This window comes from Microbacterium sp. STRO-1N (assembly GCF_057748015.1).
On the sequence record NZ_CM173234.1, the window covers coordinates 1,957,554 to 1,979,846 of the forward strand.

At 68.3% G+C, this 22,293-nt stretch carries 20 protein-coding genes; 4 read left to right on the forward strand and 16 right to left on the reverse strand.

Annotated features, from left to right (window positions below):
- Positions 1-6: 6 nt before the first annotated feature.
- Genes cobA through nirB form a run of 3 tightly spaced genes read right to left on the reverse strand, consistent with a single transcriptional unit; the run spans position 7 to position 4,126 of the window.
- Entirely contained in the window at positions 7-1,242 is a 1,236-nt protein-coding gene (cobA, locus tag AC3ANJ_RS09320; protein WP_488316083.1) for a uroporphyrinogen-III C-methyltransferase, read from the reverse strand.
- The gene (nirD, locus tag AC3ANJ_RS09325) at positions 1,239-1,601 is read right to left on the reverse strand and encodes a nitrite reductase small subunit NirD (RefSeq protein ID WP_488316084.1); all 363 of its coding nucleotides are present in this window, start codon (positions 1,599-1,601) and stop codon (positions 1,239-1,241) included. The genes cobA and nirD overlap by 4 nt, the downstream gene beginning before the upstream one ends.
- The gene (gene nirB, locus AC3ANJ_RS09330) at positions 1,598-4,126 is read right to left on the reverse strand and encodes a nitrite reductase large subunit NirB (RefSeq protein ID WP_488319257.1); all 2,529 of its coding nucleotides are present in this window, start codon (positions 4,124-4,126) and stop codon (positions 1,598-1,600) included. The genes nirD and nirB overlap by 4 nt, the downstream gene beginning before the upstream one ends.
- A 265-nt stretch (positions 4,127-4,391) precedes the next feature.
- On the opposite strand from nirB, the gene AC3ANJ_RS09335 reads away from it, so the two are divergent.
- Positions 4,392-5,732 (forward strand): DUF349 domain-containing protein, encoded by a 1,341-nt coding sequence (locus AC3ANJ_RS09335; RefSeq protein ID WP_488316085.1) that lies wholly within the window; start codon positions 4,392-4,394, stop codon positions 5,730-5,732.
- A 69-nt stretch (positions 5,733-5,801) separates the two neighbouring features.
- Positions 5,802-6,353, forward strand: coding sequence for a type IV toxin-antitoxin system AbiEi family antitoxin (locus AC3ANJ_RS09340; RefSeq protein WP_488316086.1), 552 nt, complete (start codon positions 5,802-5,804; stop codon positions 6,351-6,353).
- Here AC3ANJ_RS09340 and AC3ANJ_RS09345 read toward each other — a convergent pair.
- The 11 genes from AC3ANJ_RS09345 to pdxS form a co-directional block, all read right to left on the reverse strand.
- Entirely contained in the window at positions 6,332-8,578 is a 2,247-nt protein-coding gene (locus AC3ANJ_RS09345) for a RelA/SpoT family protein (RefSeq protein ID WP_488316087.1), read from the reverse strand. The genes AC3ANJ_RS09340 and AC3ANJ_RS09345 overlap by 22 nt on opposite strands.
- Before the next feature lie 64 nt (positions 8,579-8,642).
- Positions 8,643-9,632: a protein translocase subunit SecF gene (gene secF / locus AC3ANJ_RS09350; protein ID WP_488316088.1), complete on the reverse strand. Its 990-nt coding sequence runs from the start codon at positions 9,630-9,632 to the stop codon at positions 8,643-8,645.
- Positions 9,632-11,365 (reverse strand): protein translocase subunit SecD, encoded by a 1,734-nt coding sequence (gene secD, locus AC3ANJ_RS09355; RefSeq protein WP_406250388.1) that lies wholly within the window; start codon positions 11,363-11,365, stop codon positions 9,632-9,634. Before secD ends, secF begins: the two co-directional genes overlap by 1 nt.
- Positions 11,366-11,420: 55 nt before the next feature.
- Complete coding sequence (locus AC3ANJ_RS09360; protein WP_488316089.1) at positions 11,421-11,849, reverse strand: preprotein translocase subunit YajC; 429 nt, start codon at positions 11,847-11,849, stop codon at positions 11,421-11,423.
- Positions 11,850-11,919: 70 nt separating this feature from the next.
- Positions 11,920-12,948 (reverse strand): Holliday junction branch migration DNA helicase RuvB, encoded by a 1,029-nt coding sequence (gene ruvB, locus AC3ANJ_RS09365; RefSeq protein ID WP_488316090.1) that lies wholly within the window; start codon positions 12,946-12,948, stop codon positions 11,920-11,922.
- Entirely contained in the window at positions 12,941-13,555 is a 615-nt protein-coding gene (gene ruvA / locus AC3ANJ_RS09370; protein WP_488316091.1) for a Holliday junction branch migration protein RuvA, read from the reverse strand. Before ruvA ends, ruvB begins: the two co-directional genes overlap by 8 nt.
- A 27-nt stretch (positions 13,556-13,582) precedes the next feature.
- Entirely contained in the window at positions 13,583-14,149 is a 567-nt protein-coding gene (ruvC, locus tag AC3ANJ_RS09375) for a crossover junction endodeoxyribonuclease RuvC (protein WP_406250382.1), read from the reverse strand.
- Between the two features lie 49 nt (positions 14,150-14,198).
- On the reverse strand, positions 14,199-14,960 hold the full coding sequence (locus AC3ANJ_RS09380; protein WP_488316092.1) for a YebC/PmpR family DNA-binding transcriptional regulator: 762 nt from the start codon (positions 14,958-14,960) through the stop codon (positions 14,199-14,201).
- Between the two features lie 62 nt (positions 14,961-15,022).
- The gene (locus tag AC3ANJ_RS09385) at positions 15,023-15,898 is read right to left on the reverse strand and encodes a DUF402 domain-containing protein (protein ID WP_488316093.1); all 876 of its coding nucleotides are present in this window, start codon (positions 15,896-15,898) and stop codon (positions 15,023-15,025) included.
- A gap of 16 nt (positions 15,899-15,914) precedes the next feature.
- Complete coding sequence (gene pdxT / locus AC3ANJ_RS09390; RefSeq protein ID WP_488316094.1) at positions 15,915-16,505, reverse strand: pyridoxal 5'-phosphate synthase glutaminase subunit PdxT; 591 nt, start codon at positions 16,503-16,505, stop codon at positions 15,915-15,917.
- Positions 16,495-17,388: a pyridoxal 5'-phosphate synthase lyase subunit PdxS gene (gene pdxS / locus AC3ANJ_RS09395; RefSeq protein ID WP_488316095.1), complete on the reverse strand. Its 894-nt coding sequence runs from the start codon at positions 17,386-17,388 to the stop codon at positions 16,495-16,497. Before pdxS ends, pdxT begins: the two co-directional genes overlap by 11 nt.
- Positions 17,389-17,474: 86 nt before the next feature.
- Between pdxS and AC3ANJ_RS09400 the strand changes: the two genes are divergently transcribed.
- Positions 17,475-18,791 (forward strand): aminotransferase class I/II-fold pyridoxal phosphate-dependent enzyme, encoded by a 1,317-nt coding sequence (locus AC3ANJ_RS09400; protein WP_488316096.1) that lies wholly within the window; start codon positions 17,475-17,477, stop codon positions 18,789-18,791.
- A gap of 18 nt (positions 18,792-18,809) precedes the next feature.
- A complete protein-coding gene (gene pdxY / locus AC3ANJ_RS09405) occupies positions 18,810-19,661 on the forward strand; it encodes a pyridoxal kinase PdxY (RefSeq protein WP_488316097.1) in 852 nt (283 codons plus the stop codon).
- A gap of 3 nt (positions 19,662-19,664) precedes the next feature.
- Here pdxY and AC3ANJ_RS09410 read toward each other — a convergent pair whose 3' ends face one another.
- Together AC3ANJ_RS09410 and thrS are read right to left on the reverse strand one after the other, a co-directional pair.
- On the reverse strand, positions 19,665-20,231 hold the full coding sequence (locus tag AC3ANJ_RS09410) for an HIT family protein (protein ID WP_488316098.1): 567 nt from the start codon (positions 20,229-20,231) through the stop codon (positions 19,665-19,667).
- Positions 20,228-22,240 (reverse strand): threonine--tRNA ligase, encoded by a 2,013-nt coding sequence (thrS, locus tag AC3ANJ_RS09415; protein WP_488319258.1) that lies wholly within the window; start codon positions 22,238-22,240, stop codon positions 20,228-20,230. The genes AC3ANJ_RS09410 and thrS overlap by 4 nt, the downstream gene beginning before the upstream one ends.
- Positions 22,241-22,293 lie beyond the last annotated feature (53 nt).

Sequence of the window (22,293 nt, forward strand, 5' to 3'; positions counted from 1 at the left end):
GTTCGGTCACGCCTGGGTTGCCCCGATCCGCTCCGGGGTCGGCATGAGCAGGTCGGCCCGCGCCACATCGCCGATCACGATGACGGCTGGGTTGCGCAGACCCACGGCCGCGGCGTCGTGCGACGCGCGGCCCAGCGTCGTGCGCGTGGTGCGCTGCTGCGCGGTGTGCCCGCTCTCGACGAAGGCCACGGGGCGATCCGCGGGGATGCCGTGGCGCAGCGCAGCGTCGACGATCCCGCCGAGGGCGGCGACGCCCATCAGCACGATCGTGGTCACCGCGTCATCCGCCATCGCTTCCAGCGTACTGGCCGCAATGGTGCCCTGACCGTTGACGACATGGAAGGCCGAGGCCGTGCCGCGGTGAGTGACCGGGATGCCGGCGGCCTGCGGAACAGCGATCGCGCTGGACGGTCCCGGCACGACGTCGACGGAAATCCCCGCAGCCAGGCACGCCTGCATCTCCTCACCGCCGCGGCCGAACACGAACGGGTCGCCGCCCTTGAGCCGGACGACCCTCCGTCCGGCGGCCGCGTTCTCGACGATGATGCGATTGATCTCGTCCTGTGGCACCGGGTGGCTCCCCGGGCGCTTGCCGACGTCGATCACCTGCACGTCCTGGTCGAGATCCTGCAGGACCTCGGCGGTCGGTCCGAGCCGGTCAGCGACGATGACATCGGCCTCCGCGATCAGCCGCCGCGCGCGCACCGTCATGAGATCGGCCGGACCAGGGCCGCCGCCGACGAGATCGACCCGTCCGGCACCGCCTGGCCGACGCCGCCGCAGCGGCAGCCGCCCGTTCGCCAGCAGATCGCCGATCGCGTCGCGCACGGTCGCGGAGCGTCGCGGATCGGCGCCCACCGCACTCGTGACGGCGACGGTGATGTCCCCGGCGTCGACCTGGGCGGTGAGGCGCGCCGAACCGTGCCCGCCATCGCCGGCGTTGACGCAGAGCACACGGCGACGGTCGCAGCGCGCTGCGATGTCGCGGTCGACGCGCTGGTCACCCGTGGCGGCATGGACGAGCCAGGCGCCGCGCAGGTCCGCCGGCCGGAATCGTCCCTGCCTCCACGGGATGCCGTTGGCGTCCACGAGCGCGGCGGTCTCCGCCGTCAGCTCCGGGGCCACGATGCGCGCCAGTGCGCCCTCGGCGAGGAACCGCCGCAGGCGACGCGCCGTCACGTCCCCTCCGCCGACGAGGAGCACGTCGCGTCCGGTGAGCGTGACTCCGAGCAGGAGGGTCATCGCAGATCCTCCGCTTCGAGGTGGACGACGCCGCCGACGATCGTGACGGGCCAGGTGCGCAAGGCGATGGGTTCCTTGCCCTGCGCGTCGAGGCATTCGCCTGATCGAAGGTCGAACACCTGCTTGTGCATCGGGGAGGCGACGGTCGGCGCGTCGCCTCGGCTGCCGACGATTCCTCGAGACATCACGTTCGCGCCGCTGTACGGATCGAGGTTGGCGACCGCGTGCACGGTGCCGTCCTCGAGCAGGAAGAGCGCGATCTGCGTCGTCCCGAACAACGCAGCCCTGCCGCGCTCGACCTCGAGGTCGTCGACCCTGCAGACGCGGATCAGAGTCTGCTGGTCTGCTGCGATGGTCATCGGCGCACCTCCAGAGTGGTTCCTGCGATCAGCACGCCGCCCTCGGCGCGCTCCTGGGCGGTCGCGGGGCGGACCTGGCCGCGCTCCGGGACGTAGGCGAGGGACGGGTCGGGCGTGTCCGAGGCGTTGACGAAGGACTCGAACCGGCGCAGCTTCTCCGGATCGCGCAGCGTCGCAGCCCACTCGTCCTCGTAGCGATCCACATGCGCGGCCATCGCGGCATCCAGGTCGGCGCAGATGCCGAGGCTGTCGTCGAAGATGACCTGCTTGAGCCCGTCCAGACCGCCTTCGAGCTCCTCGCACCAGCCGGCCGTGCGCTGCAGCCGGTCGGCGGTGCGGATGTAGTACATGAAGAATCGGTCGATGGCGCGGATGAGACCCTCGTCGTCGAGATCGGAGGCCAGCAGCTCCGCGTGACGCGGCGAGAATCCGCCGTTGCCGCCGACGTACATGTTCCAGCCGGTCTCGGTCGCGATCACGCCGACGTCCTTGCCACGAGCCTCGGCGCACTCCCTGGCGCAGCCGGAGACGCCGACCTTGAGCTTGTGCGGCGACCGCAGACCGCGGTAGCGCAGCTCGAGGCGGACGGCCATGCCGACGGAGTCGAGCACGCCGTAGCGGCACCAGGTGGAGCCGACGCACGATTTCACGGTGCGCAGCGCCTTGCCGTATGCCTGCCCCGATTCGAACCCGGAATCCACGAGCCGCTGCCAGATCTCCGGAAGCTGCTCGAGCCGGGCGCCGAACATGTCGATGCGCTGGCCGCCGGTGATCTTCGTGTACAGGCCGTAGTCGTCCGCGATGCGTCCGATCGCGATGAGCCCCTGGGGCGTCACCTCGCCACCGGGCATCCGCGGGACGACCGAGTACGTGCCGTCCTTCTGCATGTTCGCCATGACGTGGTCGTTGGTGTCCTGCAGCGTCGCGTTCTCGTTGTCGAGCACGTGGTCGCCTACGAGCACCGCGAGGATGCTGGCGAGAGCCGGCTTGCACACATCGCAGCCGCGACCGCGTCCGAACCGCGCGATGACGGTGCTGAAGGTGGTCAGACCCGAGACGCGCACGGCGTCGAAGAGCTGCCGGCGCGACATGTCGAAGTGCTCGCACAGGGCGTTGGACGCGGTCTGACCGAGCTTGGCCAGCTCCTGGCCGACCACTTTCTTGACCGTGAAGATGCACGAGCCGCACGTGGCTCCCGCCTTGGTGCAGGCCTTGACCGCACCCGCGTCCATGCAGCCCTCTTCGTGCACGGCCTGGCGGATGCGCCCGGCCGTGACGTTGGAGCACGAGCACACCACCGCGGCATCCGGAAGCTCGCCGGTCGGTGCCTCGACACCGCCCTCCGGCATCAGGTAGGCGGCAGGGTCTGCGCCCAGGGGCGCGCCGACCAGCGGACGCAGGGAGCCGTAGGCGGAGGCATCGCCGACGAGGATGCCACCGAGCAGCGTCTTCGCGTCGTCGGACAGGACGAGCTTCTTGTAGACGCCTGCCACCGGGTCGGCATAGACCACATCGAGAGCGTTCGGGGTCGTCGCCATCGCATCGCCGAAGCTGGCGACATCGACACCGGAGAGCTTGAGCTTCGCGGACTCGTCGTAGCCGGGGAAGGTCGCATCTCCGCCCAGCAGACGGGTCGCGGCGACCTCAGCCATCGCGTAACCAGGAGCGACGAGCCCGACCGAGCGTCCGTCGTAGTTCGCCACTTCGCCGATCGCGAGGATGTTCTCGTCAGCCGTGCGGCAGCGATCATCGATCAGGACGCCGCCGCCGGGGTGGACGGCGAGCTGCGCGAGGCGCGCGAGTTCGTCGCGAGGACGAACGCCGACGGTGAAGACGACGATGTCGGCGGCGTGCATGCTGCCGTCCTGGAACTGCAGCTGAGTGACGGCGCCCGATGCGTCAGGATCGAGGCGGGTGGTGCGGCTCTGGGTCCGGACGGCGATGCCGCGCGACTCGATCAGCCGTCGCAGCATCGTCCCGCCGGCGAGGTCGAGCTGCGCCGACATCAGCCGGTCGGACGACTGCACGACCGTGCAATCGACGTCGAGTCCCTGCAGAGCGCCGGCGGCCTCCAGCCCCAGCAGACCACCGCCGATCACCGCGCCGCGCAGCGGTCGTCCGAGTTCGGCGGTGCGGCGTTCGACGAAGGCGCGCATCTGAGCGACATCGTCGAGCGTTCGGTAGACGAAGCATCCTGCGAGGTCGGAGCCGTCGACGGCGACCCGCGCGGCATACGAGCCGGTCGCGAGGACGAGGGTCCCGTACGAGTAGTCGAGACCGGAGCGGGTCCGCACCGTGCGGCCGCGGCGATCGATGCCGGTGACGCGGTCACCGCCGATGAAGTGCACCCGCTCGTCGTCCAGCACCTGCGGGTCGAGCGTGAGGTCCTCCGGGGTGGCTCCGGAGAAGAAAGACGTGAGACCGACCCTGTCGTACGGTGCGCGCCCCTCATCGCCGATGACGGTGACGCGCAGCTTCTCGTCGGTGCGCGTGAGCAGGCTCTCCACGAAGCGGTGCGCCACCATGCCCGCACCCACCACGAGCACATCGGACGATGCTGCTGATCGGTCTCTCACGGTGCCTCCTCTGTTCGGTGCTCCCGAAGGTAGATCGGCGGTGTTTCACGCAGTGTCCGGCCCCCGTTACGCGCGTCGAACGATCCGCTCACAAATCCGTAACGAACATGTGAGGGCGGCCGGCCACGCCTGAAGCCGAGGGGCGGTGCCGCGCATACTAGGCTGATCACCGTCCCTTCCACCTCCCGCGGGATGACCGCGCAAGGAGCACATCGTGTCTGCCACCGAATCGCCGAAGCCGACTCCCCCCGTCCCCGCGCCGCCGCGGGTACCGGGCCCGCCGCGCGTCCCCGTCGCCCCCGCCGCACCTGCGGCGCCGACGATCGCGGGCGCCGCCGACTGGGGCCGCGTCACGGAGGACGGCACCGTCGAAGTTCGCGAAGGCGACGCCTGGCGCGTCGTCGGTCAGTATCCGGATGCGTCCGGTGACGAGGCGATCGCCTACTTCGTCCGCAAGTTCGAGGATCTCGCGTTCAAGGTCACCACGCTCGAGCAGCGCCACGCCGCCGGCGGTGCCGCTGCCGGCGAGTTGACGGCTCAGGCCTCGCATCTGGTCACTGAGGTCACGGATGCCGCGGCCGTCGGCGATCTCGCGAGCCTGCGCGAACGCCTGGACGCGCTGACCGCCTCACTCGCGGAGGCCAGCGCTCAGGAGGCCGAGCAGGCCAAGGAGCTTCTGGATCAGGCGATCGCCGAGCGCAGCGTGCTCGTCGAGCGGATCGAGACCATCGCCGCCGGCGACCTGTCCAAGGCGCACTGGAAGCAGGTGACCTCCGAGGTCACCGAGCTGTTCGACGCGTGGCAGGCCCAGCAGCAGAACGGACCGCGTCTGCCGAAGTCCGTCTCGCAGCAGCTGTGGAAGCGATTCCGCGACGCCCGCGCGACGATCGACCGGCAGCGCCGCGCGTTCTACGCCGAGCTCGACGAGACGCACAAGGCCGCTCGCGACGTCAAGACACGTCTCGTGGAGCGCGCCGAGGCGCTGGCTCCGCGGGGTGTCGACGGCATCCCGTCGTACCGGGCGCTGCTGGATGATTGGAAGGCCGCCGGCCGCGCCGGCCGCAAGGTCGACGACGCGCTGTGGGCGCGCTTCAAGGCCGCAGGCGATGCGCTGTACGCCGCACGAGCTGAGCAGAGCGCCGCGGAAGAGGCCGACTCGGCTCCGAAGATCGAGGCCCGCACCGCGCTGCTGGAAAAGGCCAAGGCCGTGGCCGATGAGTCGAACATCAAGCGCGCTCGCGCGCTGCTGACCGGCATCCAGCGGGAGTGGGACGAGGTCGGCCGGATCTTCCCGCGCGACAAGGAGCGCGCGCTCGACGACAAGCTGCGCGTGATCGAGCAGGCGCTGAAGGCCCGCGAGGATGTCGACTGGAAGAAGAACAACCCCGAGACGAAGGCACGCGCCAACGACATGAGCCAGCAGCTGCTGGACGCGATCGAGAAGCTCGAGGCCGAGAAGGCCGCAGCCGAGAAGGCGGGCGACAAGAAGGCGGCGGCCGAGGCCGCCGAAGCTCTCGAGGCGCGTCGCACCTGGCTCAACGCGCTCGGCAGCTGACTCGTTCCGTTATCCACAGAAGCCGTCCTCCCGTGCATGGGGAGGACGGCTTCTGTGCACACTGGGTGCATGAACCCCGCCCTGCTGTATCGACCGGGTGCGGCCCTCTCGGATGCCGAGCTGCGGGCGATGCGCCTGGACGGGCTGGTGTTCGAGGTCGGCGACGCGTTCCTCCCCGCGGACGTCCCCGAGACGGCGGACATCCGATTGCTCTCGCTCGCGTCTCACCTGCGGGATGAGCACGTCGTCGCCGGCACCACGGCTGCCTGGGTGCACGGTGCCGGAGACGGCAGGCCCTCGCGCTGCCATGTTCGACCGCATGGGCCGCGCCGGCTGCGAGCGCCGGCTGACGCGGACGTCGTGCTGCACGACGGCGTCGTGCCGCCGACCGAGTTCCAGGTGCTCTCCGGCATCCGCGTCCTCACCGTGCCGGCGACGCTGGTCGACCTGGCCAGATCCGGCCGTGACGCGGAGTCGCGCACATGGCTGCTCGCGCTGCTCGCTCTGGACCCGACGAAGGTCTCCCCCGCCATCGACCTGCTGCGTGAGCGAGAGCGGCTGCCGGGCAAACGGCTGGCCATCGCGACGCTCGAATCAGGCTACGACGAGGTGACCCGGTAGACGTCGTAGACGGCGTCGATGCGGCGCACGGCGTTCAGGACCCGGTCGAGATGCACGGCATCGCCCATCTCGAAGACGAATCGGCTGAGCGCGAGGCGTTCGTCCGTAGTCGTGACCGTCGCGGACAGGATGTTCACGTGATGCTCGCTGAGGACGCGGGTCACGTCGGAGAGGAGCCCTGACCGGTCGAGCGCCTCGACCTGGATCTGCACCCGGAACACGCTCTTCGAGGTCGGACCCCACTCGACGTCGACGAAGCGCTGTTCGTCGGCGCTGAGAGCCTTGACGTTGACGCAGTCCGTGCGGTGCACGGACACTCCGCTTCCGCGCGTGACGAAGCCGACGATCGCGTCGCCGGGGACCGGCGTGCAGCACTTCGCGAGCTTGACGAGGATGTCCGAGGCACCGCGCACGAGCACACCGGAGTCCCCGGCGCGCGGTTCGCGGGACGAGCTGACCGGGATCGTGATCGCACCGGTGTTCGTCTCTTCCGCGGCGACGAGCGCCGTGACCTTCTCGATCACCGACTGCGTGGACACGTGACCTTCGCCCACAGCGGCGTACAGCGCGGAGACGTCCTCGTAGTGCAGCTGACGGGCGAGCTCGGAGAACGACTCCTGGCTCATGAGCCGCTGCAGCGGCAGGTTCTGTCGGCGCATCGCGCGCGCGATGGCCTCCTTGCCCTGCTCGATCGCCTCCTCGCGACGCTCCTTGGTGAACCAGCCGCGGATCTTGTTGCGGGCACGCGTGCTCTTGACGAAGCCGAGCCAGTCCTGGCTGGGGCCGGCATCCGGGTTCTTCGAGGTGAAGACCTCGACGACGTCGCCGCTGGTGAGGACGGACTCCAGTGGGACGAGTCGCCCGTTCACCTTCGCGCCCATGGTGCGATGACCGATCTCGGTGTGCACGGCGTAGGCGAAGTCCACCGGCGTCGCACCCGCAGGGAGTCCGATCACGCGGCCCTTGGGCGTGAAGACGTAGACCTCTTTGGCACCGATCTCGAACCGCAGCGAGTCCAGGAACTCCCCCGGGTCGGCGGTCTCGGCCTGCCAGTCCGAGATGTGCGCGAGCCACGCCATGTCGGTGTCCGATGCACGGAGTTCGGCCTTGCCGCCGTTCATCCGCTCCTTGTACATCCAGTGCGCCGCGACACCGAACTCGGCCTGCTGGTGCATCTCATGCGTGCGGATCTGGATCTCGACGGTGCGGCCGCTCGGACCGATCACGGTCGTGTGCAGCGACTGGTAGAGGTTGAACTTGGGGGTCGCGATGTAGTCCTTGAACCGGCCGGGCAGCGGCGTCCACCGGGCGTGGATCGCTCCGAGCACCGCGTAGCAGTCGCGTACGGAGTTCACCAGGACCCGGATGCCGATGAGATCGTAGATGTCGTCGAACTCGCGCCCGCGGATGACCATCTTCTGATAAACGGAGTACAGCTGCTTGGGCCGACCGACGACCTTCCCTCGGATGCGCAGATCCCGCAGATCCTCGTCGATCGCCTCGATGACCTGGCCCAGATACTTCTCGCGCTGCGGCGTGCGCTGCGCGATGAGGCTGTTGATCTCGGCGTAGATCTTGGGGTGCAGCACGGCGAACGAGAGATCCTCGAGTTCGCTCTTGATCGCCTGGATTCCGAGGCGATGCGCGAGAGGCGCGTAGATCTCGAGTGTCTCCTTGGCCTTCTTCGCCGCCTTCTCCGGTGGGACGAATCCCCAGGTGCGCGCGTTGTGGAGGCGGTCGGCGAGCTTGATCAGCAGAACCCGGATGTCCTTCGACATCGCGACGATCATCTTGCGGACCGTCTCGGCCTGCGCGCTCTCGCCGTATTTGACCTTGTCGAGCTTGGTGACGCCGTCGACGAGCATCGCCACTTCGTCGCCGAACTCCGCGGTCAACTCGCTCAGCGCGTAGCCGGTGTCCTCGACCGTGTCGTGCAGCAGGGCTGCGGCGATCGCTCGAGGGCCGAGCCCGAGTTCGGCGAGGATCTGTGCCACGGCGAGCGGATGCGTGATGTACGGCTCACCGCTCTGACGCTTCTGCCCGGCGTGCTTCTCCTTGGCGACGGCGTATGCGCGATCGATGATCGCGAGGTCGCCCTTGGGATGATTCGCCCTGACCGTTCGACCCAGCATGTCCAGGTCGTCGACGCGGGGAGCGCGCGAGAAGATGCGGGGTACGAGTCGTCTGAGACTGGATCCCTGCGTCTGCGCGTTCGCCTCCGCCATCGTCTACCTCCTGGGCTCTGCAATCCTACGCGCCTGAGCGGGTCCCCAGCCCCACCGGGGAGCGTCAGACACTGGCGACGGCGCGTTCGCGGGCCTCGCGGATGCGCGCATCGCGCTCGGTGATCGCCGACTCCTTCTCGCGGAACAGCGAGTACAGCGGAGCCGCGACGAAGAGCGTCGAGTACGTGGCCACCAGGATGCCGATGAAGATCGACAGCGAGATGTCGGTGAGCGTCTCAGCGCCGAGCCAGAATGCACCGATGAACAGGATCGCGCCGACCGGCAGCGCCGCGACGATGGACGTGTTGATCGAGCGCACGAGGGTCTGGTTGACCGCGAGGTTGACGGACTCCCCGAACAGGCGCGCGGACTTCTCGCCGTCCTCGGTGGTGTTCTCCCTGATCTTGTCGAACACGACAGTGGTGTCGTACAGGGAGTACGCGAGGATCGTGAGGAAGCCGATCACCGCGGCCGGCGAGATCTCGAACCCGGCCAGTGAGTAGATTCCGACCGTGATGATGAGCACGTCGACCAGACCCAGGATCGCCGCGGCGGACATCTTCCAGGTGCGGAAGTAGATGGCGAGGATGAGGAAGGTCAGGGCCAGGAAGATCGCCAGGCCCCAGAGCGACTGGCGGGTGACGTTCTCCCCCCAGGCCGGGCCGATGAACGAGGATGTGACCTCGCTCTGCTCGACCTCGTAGGCCTCGGCGAGGGCGCCGGCGACCTGCTGGGTCTCCGTGGCGCTCATCTGCGACGTCTGGACCCGCACGTCGGTTCCGCCGATGACGGCGACCTTCGTCGTCGCTTCGGGGACGATCTCGTTGACCGCGTCGGTCGCGAGGCTCTGATCCGTGGATGCCGGGGATGCCACGGTGAACTGCGATCCACCGGTGAACTCGATCGAGAACTGCGGCGGCCGGATGAACAGCACGAGGATCGAGCCGACCACCAGCGCGATCGCGATCCAGAACCACAGCACGCGCTTCCCGACGAAGGGGAACGAGGTCTTGCCCGTGTAGAGGTTGTTGCCGAACTCATTCATGGAGAACATCAGTGCTCGCCCTCGTTTCCGGTGGTGCTCGTCGAATCGGAGGACGCCAGCGCCTCAGCACGCTTGCGCTCGGCGATCGTCTGCCTGCGGTCGGCTTCGGCCCGCGAACGCGCGTTCTTCGCTCCTCGGCCGGCGCTGGCTGTCTCGACCTCCCGGTACTGGGTACGGGTGTGGTAGACGGCGCCAAGGCTCTCCGGGTCGAGCCCCGACAGCCTGTGTCCCTCGCCGAAGAACTTCGTGCGCGCGAGCAGCTGCATCACCGGATGCGTGAAGATCACGAAGATGAAGACGTCGATGAGGGTCGTGAGCCCGAGAGTGAACGCGAAGCCCTTCACCGTGGCGTCGGCGAGGATGTACAGCACCACCGCGGCGAGGATGTTGATGGACTTCGAGATGTAGATGGTGCGTTTCGCGCGACCCCAGCCGTCCTCGACAGCGGCCGTGACCGACTTGCCGTCGCGGAGCTCGTCTCGGATGCGCTCGAAGTACACGATGAACGAGTCAGCCGTGAATCCGATCGACACGATCAGACCTGCGACGCCGGCGAGCGACAGACGATAGCCGATGCGCCACGCGAGGATGCAGATGATGATGTAGGTCAGCACGGCCATGACGGCGATCGAGGCGATGATCACCCAGCCGAGGGCCCGATAGCTGAACAGCGAGTACAGCGCGACCAGCGCGAGGCCGATGAGGCCTGCGATCAGGCCGATCTGCAGCTGCTGGGTGCCGAGGGTCGCCGAGACCGTGTCGGTGCTCTCGACCGAGAAGCTCAGCGGCAGAGCACCGTACTTGAGCTGATCGGCGAGGACCTGAGCGGTCTCCTGCGTGAAGCTGCCCGAGATGCTCGGGTTGCCATCGAGGATGACACCGTTCATCTGCGGCGCCGAGATGACCTTGCCATCCAGGACGAAGGCGAACTGGTCTCGCGGGCTCAGCCCGTCGATCTTGTTCTGGTACAGGCGCTGGCTGATCTCGCCGAACACGCCGGCACCGTCGTCGTCGAGATCCAGCTGCACGATCCACGCACCGGAGCGCGGGTCGCGACCGCTGGTCGCGTCGTCGATGGCCGTGCCGTCGAGCTCCTGCGGGCCGAGGATGTACTTCGTCGTCCCCAGGTCGTCGCACGTGATCAGCGGCTGATCCGCCGGCGCGTTCGAGGGGTTGTTCTGCGGGTTGGCGCAGTCGTAGGCGAGGAACTCCTGCTGCAGCTTCTCGGTCACCCACGACAGGTCGCTGGAATCAGTGGGTTCGGCGCTGGGCACGGCGTTGGCCGACGGGTCCGGCGTCGGGTACGGCGTGGCGTTGCCGTCCTCCCCGGTGAACTCGGTCGCCGCGGCTGTCGTGTAGATGACCGGGCGCAGCTCGAGCTGCGCCGCGGCGCGGATGCGCTCGAGCGTCTCCTCATCGGCCTCGCCGGGGATCTGCACCACGATGTTGCGGCCGCCCTCGGTGGTGATGTCCGCCTCGGCGACACCGGAGGCGTCGACGCGCTGGCGGATGATGTCCGATGCCTGCTCGAGCTGCTCCTGCGTCGGATCGGATCCGTCCTCCGTCACGGCGCTGAGGATGATCTGCGTGCCGCCCTGGAGGTCGAGCGCCAGCTCAGGAGTCCACGAGCTCTGCTTGAAGCCGTAGACGCCGAGGGCGTTGATGCCGAAGAGGGCGGCCGTCACCAGGAGCAGGCCGAGGAGGACCCGCCATGCATGACGGGTCGGAGTGGAGGATGCCACGTGGTCGCGCTTTCTGAGAAGTCAGGCTGGGATGTTGAGCGTGCTCGCTGCGATGCTACTTGCTGTCGGCGTCGCCCTCGAGACGCGCACGGGTCTGCTCGGGCGTCTCGACGCCGTACGGGGTGTCATCGCCGGCCGCGGCATCCACGGAGTCGTGCGTGTCGGCGTCGTCCGCCGCATCCTCGTCGGCCTCGAGCTCGTTGTCAGCGTCCTCGGTGGGCTCCACAACGCGCAGGATCGCCTGGCTGTGCACCTCGACGACCGCGCCGGGGGCGAGTTCGATCTGCGCCGGCTGGTCGAGGTTGTCGGGGTCGAAGGAGACGACCGTACCGTACAGGCCGCCCTGCAGGAGCACCTTGGCGCCGGGAATCGTCTTCTCCGCCTTCTCCGCCTGCTCGGCCTTCATCTGCTTGTTGCGCTTGCGGGTGTTGATCACCATGAAGATGAGGAGAACCGCAAGAAGACCGAACAGCATGATTTCCATCAGGAGGAACCTTTCAGGGGCGCACGCGCCAGAGCGTGCAGAAGAGGGGTCGGGGGGAAGCCTTCAGCGATTATAGGTCATCGAACAATGCGGCCTTGTCCGGGTGGACGACGCCGAGGTGCTCGTACGCCTCCGGCATCGCCACGCGTCCGCGCGGAGTCCGCCCGAGGAATCCGATCCGCACGAGGTACGGCTCGACGACGCTCTCGACGGTCTCAGCCTCCTCGCCGACGGCCACGGCGAGCGTGCTGAGCCCGACCGGCCCACCGCGGAACCGCCGTACCAGCGTCTCCAGCACGGCCCTGTCGAGCCGGTCGAGACCGATCGGATCGACGTCGTAGAGTTCGAGCGCCGCACGTACGTCGGACAGCGACGCGCTGCTCCCCGCGCCGTGGACGAGCGCGTAGTCGCGCACGCGGCGCAGCAGTCGGTTCGCGATACGGGGTGTCCCGCGCGAGCGTCGGGCGATCTCCGCACGGGCGTCTTCCGGAAGCTTCACATCCAGCACGAGCGCCGAACGGGCGATGACCCGCTCGAGATCGGACTCGTCGTAGAACTCGAGATGACCCGTGAACCCGAAACGATCGCGCAGCGGGTTCGGCAGCAGCCCAGAGCGGGTGGTCGCACCGACGAGCGTGAAGGGCGCCAGATCCAGCGGGATGCTGGTGGCACCGGCCCCTTTGCCGACCATGATGTCGATGCGGAAGTCCTCCATCGCGAGATAGAGCATCTCCTCGGCCGAACGCGCCATCCGGTGGATCTCGTCGATGAAGAGCACCTCACCCGGGACGAGGCTGGACAGCAGGGCTGCGAGGTCGCCGGCGTGCTGGATCGCGGGACCGCTGCTCAGTCGCAGGGGTCGCTGGCTCTCGTGCGCGACGATCATCGCGAGAGTCGTCTTGCCGAGCCCAGGCGGACCGGCGAGCAGGATGTGGTCGGCTGGCCGCTGCTGGATGCGTGCGGCTTCGAGCAGCAGCTGCAGCTGACCGCGGACCTTGGGCTGTCCGACGAACTCGCCCAGGCTCGTTGGTCGCAGCGCACCCTCGATCGCGAGCTCGATCTCGTCCTGCGGCTCTGCGGCGTCACGCGCGTCAGCCACGCGAGCCTCCCTGCGCAGGCCCCAGCAGGGCGAGTGTGCGGCGCAGCAGCGCTGAGACGGACGACCGCTCGGCCTCGCTCGCTTCGGCGATGGTCTGGGCGGCGGCCTCGACAGCGACCTTCTCCGACCAGCCGAGTCCGACCAGTGCGGCCGACACCTGATCGGAGACGTCCGGCGCGACAGCGCCAGCGCGGCTGACGGGTGCTGGCGCGTGGACCTTGCCGGCGAGTTGCAGCACGATGAGCTTGGCCGTCTTCGGCCCGATGCCGGACACCCGTCGGAACGGTGCGTCGTCCTCGGCGGTCACCGCCTCGGCGATCTGATCCACGGTCATGTGAGACAGCACGCCGAGTGCGGACTTCGGGCCCACGCCGGTGACCCCCAGCAGCAGGCCGAAGATCTCGAGCTCATCGCGCTCGGCGAAGCCGAACAGGCTCAGCGCATCCTCACGGACGATCAGGCTCGTGTGCAGTTGGAGCCGCTCCCCCACGCGCGCGGTGTGAGCGACATCGGCCGGCACAGCCACGGAGAAGCCCACGCCGCCGACCTCGATGACGACCTGATCGGACGTGGCGTGCAGGACGACACCGTGCAGAGAGGAGATCATGCGACCAGCCTACGAGACGCGTCGTAGTTATGTTCGAGCGACACGCTCGGCCTCTGCCCACGCGCGCTGCGCCGGGGTCAGGCTCCCGCCGACACGACCGACATCCCCTCCGCGCCGCCAGGCGTGGCAGAGCGCTATGGCCAGCGCATCAGCGGCGTCGGCGGGCTGCGGCGGTGCGTCCAGCCGGAGGATGCGCGCGATCATCGACTGGACCTGCTTCTTGTCCGCGGCGCCGTAACCGGTCACCGCGGCCTTCACCTCGCTGGGCGTGTGTGTCGCGGCTGGAAGACCTGCTTCGGCGGCCACGAGAAGAGCGACACCGCTGGCCTGGGCGGTCCCCATCACCGTGTGGCTGTTGTGCTGTGCGAAGACGCGCTCAACGGCCACGGCATCCGGTCCGTAGGTCGCGACGACCTCCCGGATGCCGGCAGCCACGGCGGCGAGCCGCTCGCCGATCGGCGCATCCGCCGGCGTGCGGACGACTCCGACATGCACGAGGCTCGCCCGTCGCGAACGACCGACGTCCACGACCCCCACGCCGCAGCGAGTGAGTCCGGGGTCGATCCCGAGCACGCGAATCGTCGAAGTGGTCACACCTTCAGGCTATGCGCGAGGACGGACGCCGCCGCGGCGGCGCGCCCGCCTACTCGTCGTCGTTCTCGAGCTCGGCCTGGACGTCGGCGGTGAGGTCGAAGTTGCTGAAGACGTTCTGCACGTCCTCGCTGTCCTCGAGTGCGTCGATGAGGCGGAAGATCTTGCGCGCGGTGTCCGCGTCGATCTCGACCTTGAGGTTCGGCACGAATTCGACATCGGCCGACTCGTACTCGATACCGGCGTCGACCAGCGCGGAGCGCACCGAGACGAGATCGGTCGCCTCGGTGACGATCTCGAAGCCCTCGGCGTGCGGCTCGATCTCCTCGGCACCCGCCTCGAGCGCTGCCATCATGACGTCGTCCTCGGTGGTCCCATCGGAGCTGACCACGATGACGCCCTTGCGGCTGAAGTTGTAGGCGACGCTGCCCGGATCCGCGAGCGTTCCGCCGTTGCGGGTGAGCGCGGTGCGCACCTCGGCGGCTGCGCGGTTCTTGTTGTCGGTCAGACACTCGATCATGAGGGCGACACCGTTGGGTCCGTAGCCTTCGTACATGATCGAGGTGTACTCGACGGCCTCGCCGCCGATGCCGGCGCCGCGCTTGATGGCGCGGTCGATGTTGTCCTTCGGGACCGAGGTCTTCTTCGCCTTGAGCACGGCGTCGAACAGGGTCGGGTTGCCCTGAAGATCAGCACCGCCGAGCTTGGCGGCGACCTCGATGTTCTTGATGAGCTTCGCCCACGACTTCGCGCGCTTGGCGTCGATCGCAGCCTTCTTGTGCTTCGTGGTGGCCCATTTGGAATGTCCGGACATATGACTCCCGCTCGTTCTCGCGTTTCGCGCGCATCAGTCTACGCGGTTCGGCACCGCGTCGATCAGCCGTGGATGCTGGACTGCCCGGATCTCTGCCGCAGGGCGTCGATCACAGCGCCGCCGGGAAGCTGCAGCGGGACGTCCATGGCGGCATCCGGCATCCAGCGATCCCAGCCCTCATCGAGGGGCCAGGAGCCGTGGTCTGCGAACTCGCGGCAGGCGTGTTCGGTCAGCGCCCGCACAGCGTCGGCTTGTTCAGAGGTGAAGCGCCCTTGCGCGACGGCGGCGTCGAGTTCATCGGCATCCTTGAGCCAGATGTCCTCCGAGCCCGGATGCTCGAAATCGATCATGAGATCGAGAACGAGGTCCCGTGTGAAGACACCGGGCAGCTGCCCCGCCACCCGCCGGTGCGGCAGCTCGACATTCACGTATGCGCCGGCCGGTGTGCCGTCGGAGTTGCGGAAGAACCAGACCGACCACGGCTTTCCGGTGGGAGCGACGCGGACGATCCCCTGACCGCGCCAGGTGGACTCCCTCGTGACCCATGGGACACTGAACCGCTCTTCGAGCGGCACATCGCGCGTGCCACGACCGTCTGCCGGGACGGACTCGAGGCGCGCGGACCCGGACGCGATCCAGACGACGAGTCCGCGCTCGTCGTCGCGGATCACCCGTGCGGTCTCGATGTAGCGTCCGTAGCGCCACAGGATCGCATCGCCAGGTGCGAACACGGGCGCGCCGTCACCGACGGCGAGAGCGTCGTCGAACGCCGGATCCATGTGCGCGTCGCGGTGGCCGTACGACTCGAGGAGAGCGATCGCATCCTCCAGCGAGAGGCCGCCGGTCGAGATGGGCTGCCAGCCCTCGCCTCGGCGGCCGATCAGTGTGGCGTTGCCGCCACTGGTGCTGACATCCGTGGAACCGATCGGCAGACGCATGCCCGCAAGACTACGGTCAGCGCGCCCGCACGTGCGCCAGGAAGCGCCGGTGGAACCGATCCTCGCCGGCGACCTCCGGGTGGAACGAGGTTCCGAGCAGCACACCCTGCTCCACGGCGACGACACCGCCGTCCGGCAGCGAGCCGATCGCGCGAGCGCGAGGCCCGACGGTGTCGATCAGGGGTGCGCGGATGAAGGTCGCATCGACGGGAGCATCGAACCCATCTATGTCGAGGCTCGTCTCGAAGGACTCCGTCTGCCGCCCGAACGCGTTCCTGCGCACAACGACATCGAGTCCGCCGAAGCTCTGCTGGTCCTCGGCACCGTCGAGCACGGTATCCGCGAGCAGGATGAGCCCGGCGCACGTGCCGTAGACCGGCATACCCTCGGCGATCGCCGTTCGCACCGGCTCCGCGAGGCCGAAGGCGCGTGCGAGCTTGTCGATCACCGTCGACTCCCCGCCAGGGAGCACCAGCCCGTCGACCTCGGTGAGTTCCTCCGGGCGTCGCACCAGCGTCACAGCGGCACCCAGGCCCTCCAGGACGCGAGCGTGCTCTCGCACGTCGCCCTGGAGGGCGAGGACGCCGACGCGTGGACTACCAGCCACGCTCGGCCAGGCGGTGCGGGGCCGGGAGGTCGGAGACGTTGATGCCGACCATCGCCTCGCCCAGGCCGCGGGAGACCTCAGCAATCACCTTCGGGTCGTCGAAGAACGTCGTCGCCTTCACGATCGCCTTGGCGCGTTCGGCGGGATTGCCGGACTTGAAGATGCCGGACCCGACGAACACGCCGTCTGCACCGAGCTGCATCATCATCGCAGCATCCGCCGGGGTCGCGACGCCACCGGCGACGAACAGCACGACCGGGAGCTTGCCGGTCTCCGCGATCTCGGCGACCAGGTCGTACGGGGCCTGCAGCTCCTTGGCCGCGACGAAGAGCTCGTCCTTCGGCAGGGTTGTGAGAGCGGCGATCTCGCCGCGGATCTTGCGGATGTGCTTCATCGCCTCCGAGACGTCCCCGGTGCCCGCTTCGCCCTTGGAGCGGATCATCGCCGCGCCCTCGTTGATGCGGCGCAGCGCCTCGCCGAGGTTCGTCGCACCGCACACGAACGGCACCGTGAACCCGAACTTGTCGATGTGGTTCACGTAGTCCGCGGGCGACAGGACCTCGGACTCGTCGATGTAGTCGACGCCGAGCTCCTGCAGAACCTGCGCCTCGACGAAGTGTCCGATGCGCGCCTTCGCCATCACGGGAATCGACACGGCGTCGATGATGCTGTCGATCATGTCGGGATCGCTCATGCGGGACACGCCGCCCTGCGCACGGATGTCCGCCGGCACGCGCTCCAGCGCCATGACGGCGACAGCACCGGCGTCCTCGGCGATCTTGGCCTGCTCGGCCGTGACGACGTCCATGATGACGCCGCCCTTCAGCATCTCGGCGAGGCCGCGCTTGACGCGCCCGGTTCCGGTGGCGACTGGCTGGGACATCGGGTTTCCCTTCATCAAGGTCAAAGATCCATTTGATCTATGCCAAAACCTAGCACTGTCGCAGGACGAACTAGACTCGTGTTTCGATGGCTGACACGAACGAGCAGATCACCGGCACCACGGCGGCCGAGATCGCCGCCAGCGTGCGCGGACTGCGCGATCGCGGCATCCTGCGCACCGGCGACCTGCTGCCCCCGGTGCGAGAGCTCGCCGAACGCCTCGGCGTCAATCGCAACACCGCCGTGGCGGCGTACCGGCAGCTCGTCCAGGCGGGTCTCGTGCAGACTCGAGGCAGAGCGGGCACGGTGATCACCGGGCGCACTCCGGCCGCACAGGACGGGTACGCCCCCGATACCGTGCTGCGCGACGTCGGAACCGGAAACCCCGACCCGGCTCTCATACCCGACCCCTCCCCCGTGCTGGCCGGCTTCGGCGGGCGGCCGGTGCTGTACGGCGAGCCCGTGATCGACCCCGGTCTCGAGACCTGGGCACGGGAGTGGATGGGCTCCGCCCTGCCGACCGCCGACTTCCGCATCACCATCACCAGCGGAGCGGTGGATGCCGTGGAGCGACTGCTCGCTCAGGCGCTGACCCGCGATGACGCGGTGGCGCTGGAAGACCCGTGCTTCCTCGCCAGCATCCACACCGTCCGTCTCGGCGGCTACCGGGCCGTCCCGGTGCCGGTCGACGACGAGGGCATGACGGTCGCCGGTCTCCGTGCCGCCCTGGATGCCGGAGTGCGCGCCGTGATCTGCACTCCTCGAGCCCAGAACCCGACCGGTGCGCGGTTGACACCCGAGCGCGCGGCGGCACTGCGGGCCGTGCTCGCCGACCACCCCTATGTGCTGCTCATCGAGGACGACCACTTCTCGATGCTCTCGCCGCATCCGTACGAGTCGCTCATCACCGCCGAGCACCGCCGCTTCGCCCTGATCCGCAGCGTGTCGAAGTTCCTGGGTCCTGACATGTGCCTGGCCGTCGCCGCGACCGATCCCGAGACGGCGGCCCGACTCGCGGAGCGGCTCAGCCCCGGGACGACCTGGGTCAGCCATCTGCTGCAGCGCCTGGTCCTCGGGCTCGTCACAGACGAGGCCGTTCAGGCGCAGATCGCCGCGGCGGGCGCGCACTACGCGGAGCGCAACGGCGCCTTCGCCGACAGGCTCCGTGCGCACGGACTGCATGCGACGCAGGGCGACGGCATGAATCTGTGGGTCGCGCTGCCCGAGCCGGCATCCGTCGTCTCGGAGCGCATGATGCGTCGTGGCTGGCTGGTCCGCACCGGCGACGCCTTCCGGCTCACCGATCGCGCCGCACCGTCTCACCATCTGCGACTCACCGTCCACGATCTCACCGACGAAGAAGGCGATGCACTGCTCGCCGATCTCGTCTCCGCCACCCGCTGAGCACGAAAGAAGAGCACCATGAAGATCCTGTCGATCCAGTCCGCCGTCGCATACGGCCACGTCGGCAACTCCGCAGCCGTCTTCCCCCTGCAGCGGTTCGGCGTCGACGTACTGCCGGTGTACACCGTCAACTTCTCCAACCACACCGGCTACGGGGCCTGGCGCGGACCGCTCATCGACCCGTCGGATGTGCGCGACGTCATCACCGGAATCGAGGAGCGCGGCGCTTTCCCGAAGGTGGATGCCGTGCTGTCCGGTTATCAGGGCGGCGAGGGCATCGGCGACGTCATCATCGACGCGGTCGCCCGAGTGAAGGCCGCCAATCCGGCGGCGCTGTACGCCTGCGATCCGGTGATGGGCAATGCGAAGAGCGGATGCTTCGTCGCGCCGGCCATCCCCGAACTGCTGCGCGATCGCGTGGTGCCCGTGGCCGACATCATCACACCGAACCAGTTCGAACTGGGCTATCTCACGCGCACTGAGCCCTCGACGCTCGAGTCGACCCTCGCCTCGGTCGATGCCGCGCGCGCGATGGGCCCCTCGATCGTGCTCGTGACGAGCGTCGAGCGCCCGGACCGCGATGCGGGCACGATCGAGATGCTCGCTGTCGACGACAAGGGCGCCTGGTTGGTCGCCACCCCGCACCTGCCGATGAAGGCGAACGGGTCCGGCGATGTGACCGCCGCTCTGTTCACCGCGCACTACGTCGCCACCCGTGATGCGAAGCTCGCTCTCGAGCGCACCGTGTCGAGCGTGTTCGATCTGCTGCAGGCGACGCTGGATTCGGGCGAGCGGGAGCTGCAGCTCATCGAGTCGCAGGAGTACTACGCGAACCCGCGTATGCAGTTCACTGCGCGTCAGGTCCGCTGACCACTACGCGCTGGGCCAGGCGCCGGCGACCGCGTGGCGCACCTCGCCGAGCAGCTGAGGCAGCGCCTTCGTCTTCGCGATGATCGGGAAGAAGTTCGCGTCGGAGTTCCACCGCGGAACGATGTGCTGGTGCAGGTGCGCGTCGATGCCGGCACCGGCGACGGCGCCCTGATTCATCCCGAGGTTGAAGCCATCGCAGTTCGACACGTCGCGGAGCACGCGCATCCCGGTCTGCGTCAAAGCACCGATCTCGGCGACCTCCTCCGGCGTCGCCTGGTCGTACGTCGCGATGTGCCGGTACGGGCAGACGAGCAGGTGGCCCGAGTTGTACGGGAACAGGTTCAGCAGCACGTATGCGGAACGGCCGCGGGCGACGATCAGTCGTTCCTCGTCCGCATGCTTGGGCGCCTCGCAGAACGGGCACTCCTCGCGCAGCGGCTCGGGGCCCGCCTGGATGTACGCCATCCGGTGCGGGGTCCACAGCCGCTGGAACTCGTCCGGAACACCGGCAAGGTGCGCGGCGTCCTCGGGGAACACCGCCGCACCGGATGCCGGGTCCTGGCCGGTCACGCCAGATCCCCTGCCTTCAGGACGAGGGAGTGCGCTGCGATCGCCGCACGGATGCGAGCCACGGCATCGGCCACCGGCACGCCGTTCTCCTGCGTGCCGTCTCGGAACCGGAACGACACGGTGCCCGCGGCGCTGTCCTGCTCTCCGGCGATGAGGATCAGCGGCACCTTCGCGGTGGTGTGATTGCGGATCTTCTTCTGCATGCGGTCGTCCGAGTGATCGACGTCGGCCCGGACACCGTCCGCGCGCAGTTGCGCAACGACGTCGCCGAGATATTCGGCGTACTGCTCTGCCACGGGGACGCCGACGACCTGCGTCGGGGCGAGCCACAACGGGAAATCCCCCGCATAGTGCTCCAGGAGGATCGCGAAGAAGCGTTCGACCGATCCGAGCAGCGCGCGGTGGATCATCACCGGTCGGTGCTTCTGCCCGTCGGGGCCGGTGTACTCGAGTTCGAAGCGCTCCGGCTGGTTGAAGTCGAGTTGGATGGTCGACATCTGCCAGGTCCGGCCGATCGCATCGCGGGCTTGCACGGAGATCTTCGGACCGTAGAACGCCGCGCCTCCCGGGTCCGAGACGAGCTCGAGACCGGATGCCTCAGCGACCTCGCGCAGCGTCTCGATCGCCTCGGCCCACTGCGCAGGCTCCCCGAGGAACTTCGGGTTGCCCTCTTCGTTCGTGGACAGTTCGAGGTAGAAGTCGTTCAGGCCGTAGTCGCGCAGCAGCTCGAGGACGAGGTTGAGGTTGGTGGTGAGCTCCTCCTTGACCTGGTCCTGGGCGACGTAGATGTGCGCGTCGTCCTGGGTCAGTCCTCGCACGCGGGTGAGTCCCGACAGCGTCCCGCTCTTCTCGTAGCGGTACACCGTGCCGAACTCCGCCAGCCGCAGCGGCAGCTCGCGGTAGGAGCGACCGCGCGAACGGTAGATCAGGTTGTGGAACGGGCAGTTCATGGGCTTGAGGTAGTAGTCCTGGCCCTGACGGGTGACGTTGCCGTCCTCGTCGCGCAGCTCGTCCAGGTGCATCGGTGGGAACATGCCGTCCGCATACGTCTGAAGGTGTCCAGATGTCTGGAACAGATCCTTCTTCGTGATGTGCGGGCTGTTGACCACGTCGTACCCGTTGCGCAGCAGGTGACGGCGGAGGTTCTCCTCGATCTCGTAGCGGATGATTCCGCCCTTGGGGTGGAACACCGCCAGGCCGGAGCCGATCTCGTCGGGGAACGAGAACAGGTCCATCTCCGAACCGAGCTTGCGGTGGTCGCGGCGCTCGGCCTCGGCGAGACGCTCCTGGTAGGCGCGCAGCTCGTCCTTGGACGGCCACGCGGTGCCGTAGATGCGCTGGAGCTGCGGGTTCTTCTCGCTGCCGCGCCAATAGGCGGCCGCCACGCGGGTCAGGTCCCAGCCGTTGCCGACCATGCGAGTGCTCGGGACGTGCGGGCCGCGGCAGAGATCCTTCCAGGCCACTTCGCCGTCGCGGGTGACGTTGTCGTAGATCGTGAGCTCGCCGGCGCCGACTTCCACGGAGGCGCCCTCCGCGGCATCCGCACCGGAGCCGGGGCCCCCTGCGAGCTCGACCAGTTCGAGCTTGAAGGGTTCATCGGCGAGTTCGGCACGCGCCTCGTCGACCGAGACGACCCGACGGGTGAAGCGCTGTCCCTCGCGGATGATGCGCTGCATCTCCTTCGAGATCGCCTTCAGCTCTTCGGGGGTGAACGGCGTCTCGACGCCGAAGTCGTAGTAGAAGCCGTCCGTGATGAAGGGACCGATGCCGAGGTTCGCCTCCGGCCGGAGACGCTGCACCGCCTGCGCGAGGACATGCGCGGTGGAGTGGCGCAGGATGTTCAGCCCATCAGGGCTGTCGATCGTGACGGGTTCGACCTCGTCGGCATCCGTCACCGTGGCGGCGAGGTCCTTGAGCGTGCCGTTGACGCGCATCGCGACGACGGATCGGTCGGTGAACAGGGCGAAGCCGTCTTGCGGCCGGGCGTTTTCAGGCACAGAGCACTCCATAGGGGTCGGACTCAAGATTACTCGCCGTATCGACCCTCGCCGTGCCGCGCTGT

What these genes read in the sequence shown, in the direction of transcription:
- cobA (WP_488316083.1), bottom strand. Translation starts at nt 1,242, where the DNA reads ATGACCCTCCTGCTCGGAGTCACGCTCACCGGACGCGACGTGCTCCTC.
- nirD (WP_488316084.1), bottom strand. Translation starts at nt 1,601, where the DNA reads ATGACCATCGCAGCAGACCAGCAGACTCTGATCCGCGTCTGCAGGGTC.
- nirB (WP_488319257.1), bottom strand. Translation starts at nt 4,126, where the DNA reads ATGGTGGCGCACCGCTTCGTGGAGAGCCTGCTCACGCGCACCGACGAG.
- AC3ANJ_RS09340 (WP_488316086.1), top strand. Translation starts at nt 5,802, where the DNA reads ATGAACCCCGCCCTGCTGTATCGACCGGGTGCGGCCCTCTCGGATGCC.
- AC3ANJ_RS09345 (WP_488316087.1), bottom strand. Translation starts at nt 8,578, where the DNA reads ATGGCGGAGGCGAACGCGCAGACGCAGGGATCCAGTCTCAGACGACTC.
- secF (WP_488316088.1), bottom strand. Translation starts at nt 9,632, where the DNA reads ATGTTCTCCATGAATGAGTTCGGCAACAACCTCTACACGGGCAAGACC.
- AC3ANJ_RS09360 (WP_488316089.1), bottom strand. Translation starts at nt 11,849, where the DNA reads ATGGAAATCATGCTGTTCGGTCTTCTTGCGGTTCTCCTCATCTTCATG.
- ruvA (WP_488316091.1), bottom strand. Translation starts at nt 13,555, where the DNA reads ATGATCTCCTCTCTGCACGGTGTCGTCCTGCACGCCACGTCCGATCAG.
- AC3ANJ_RS09380 (WP_488316092.1), bottom strand. Translation starts at nt 14,960, where the DNA reads ATGTCCGGACATTCCAAATGGGCCACCACGAAGCACAAGAAGGCTGCG.
- AC3ANJ_RS09385 (WP_488316093.1), bottom strand. Translation starts at nt 15,898, where the DNA reads ATGCGTCTGCCGATCGGTTCCACGGATGTCAGCACCAGTGGCGGCAAC.
- pdxS (WP_488316095.1), bottom strand. Translation starts at nt 17,388, where the DNA reads ATGTCCCAGCCAGTCGCCACCGGAACCGGGCGCGTCAAGCGCGGCCTC.
- AC3ANJ_RS09400 (WP_488316096.1), top strand. Translation starts at nt 17,475, where the DNA reads ATGGCTGACACGAACGAGCAGATCACCGGCACCACGGCGGCCGAGATC.
- pdxY (WP_488316097.1), top strand. Translation starts at nt 18,810, where the DNA reads ATGAAGATCCTGTCGATCCAGTCCGCCGTCGCATACGGCCACGTCGGC.
- thrS (WP_488319258.1), bottom strand. Translation starts at nt 22,240, where the DNA reads ATGGAGTGCTCTGTGCCTGAAAACGCCCGGCCGCAAGACGGCTTCGCC.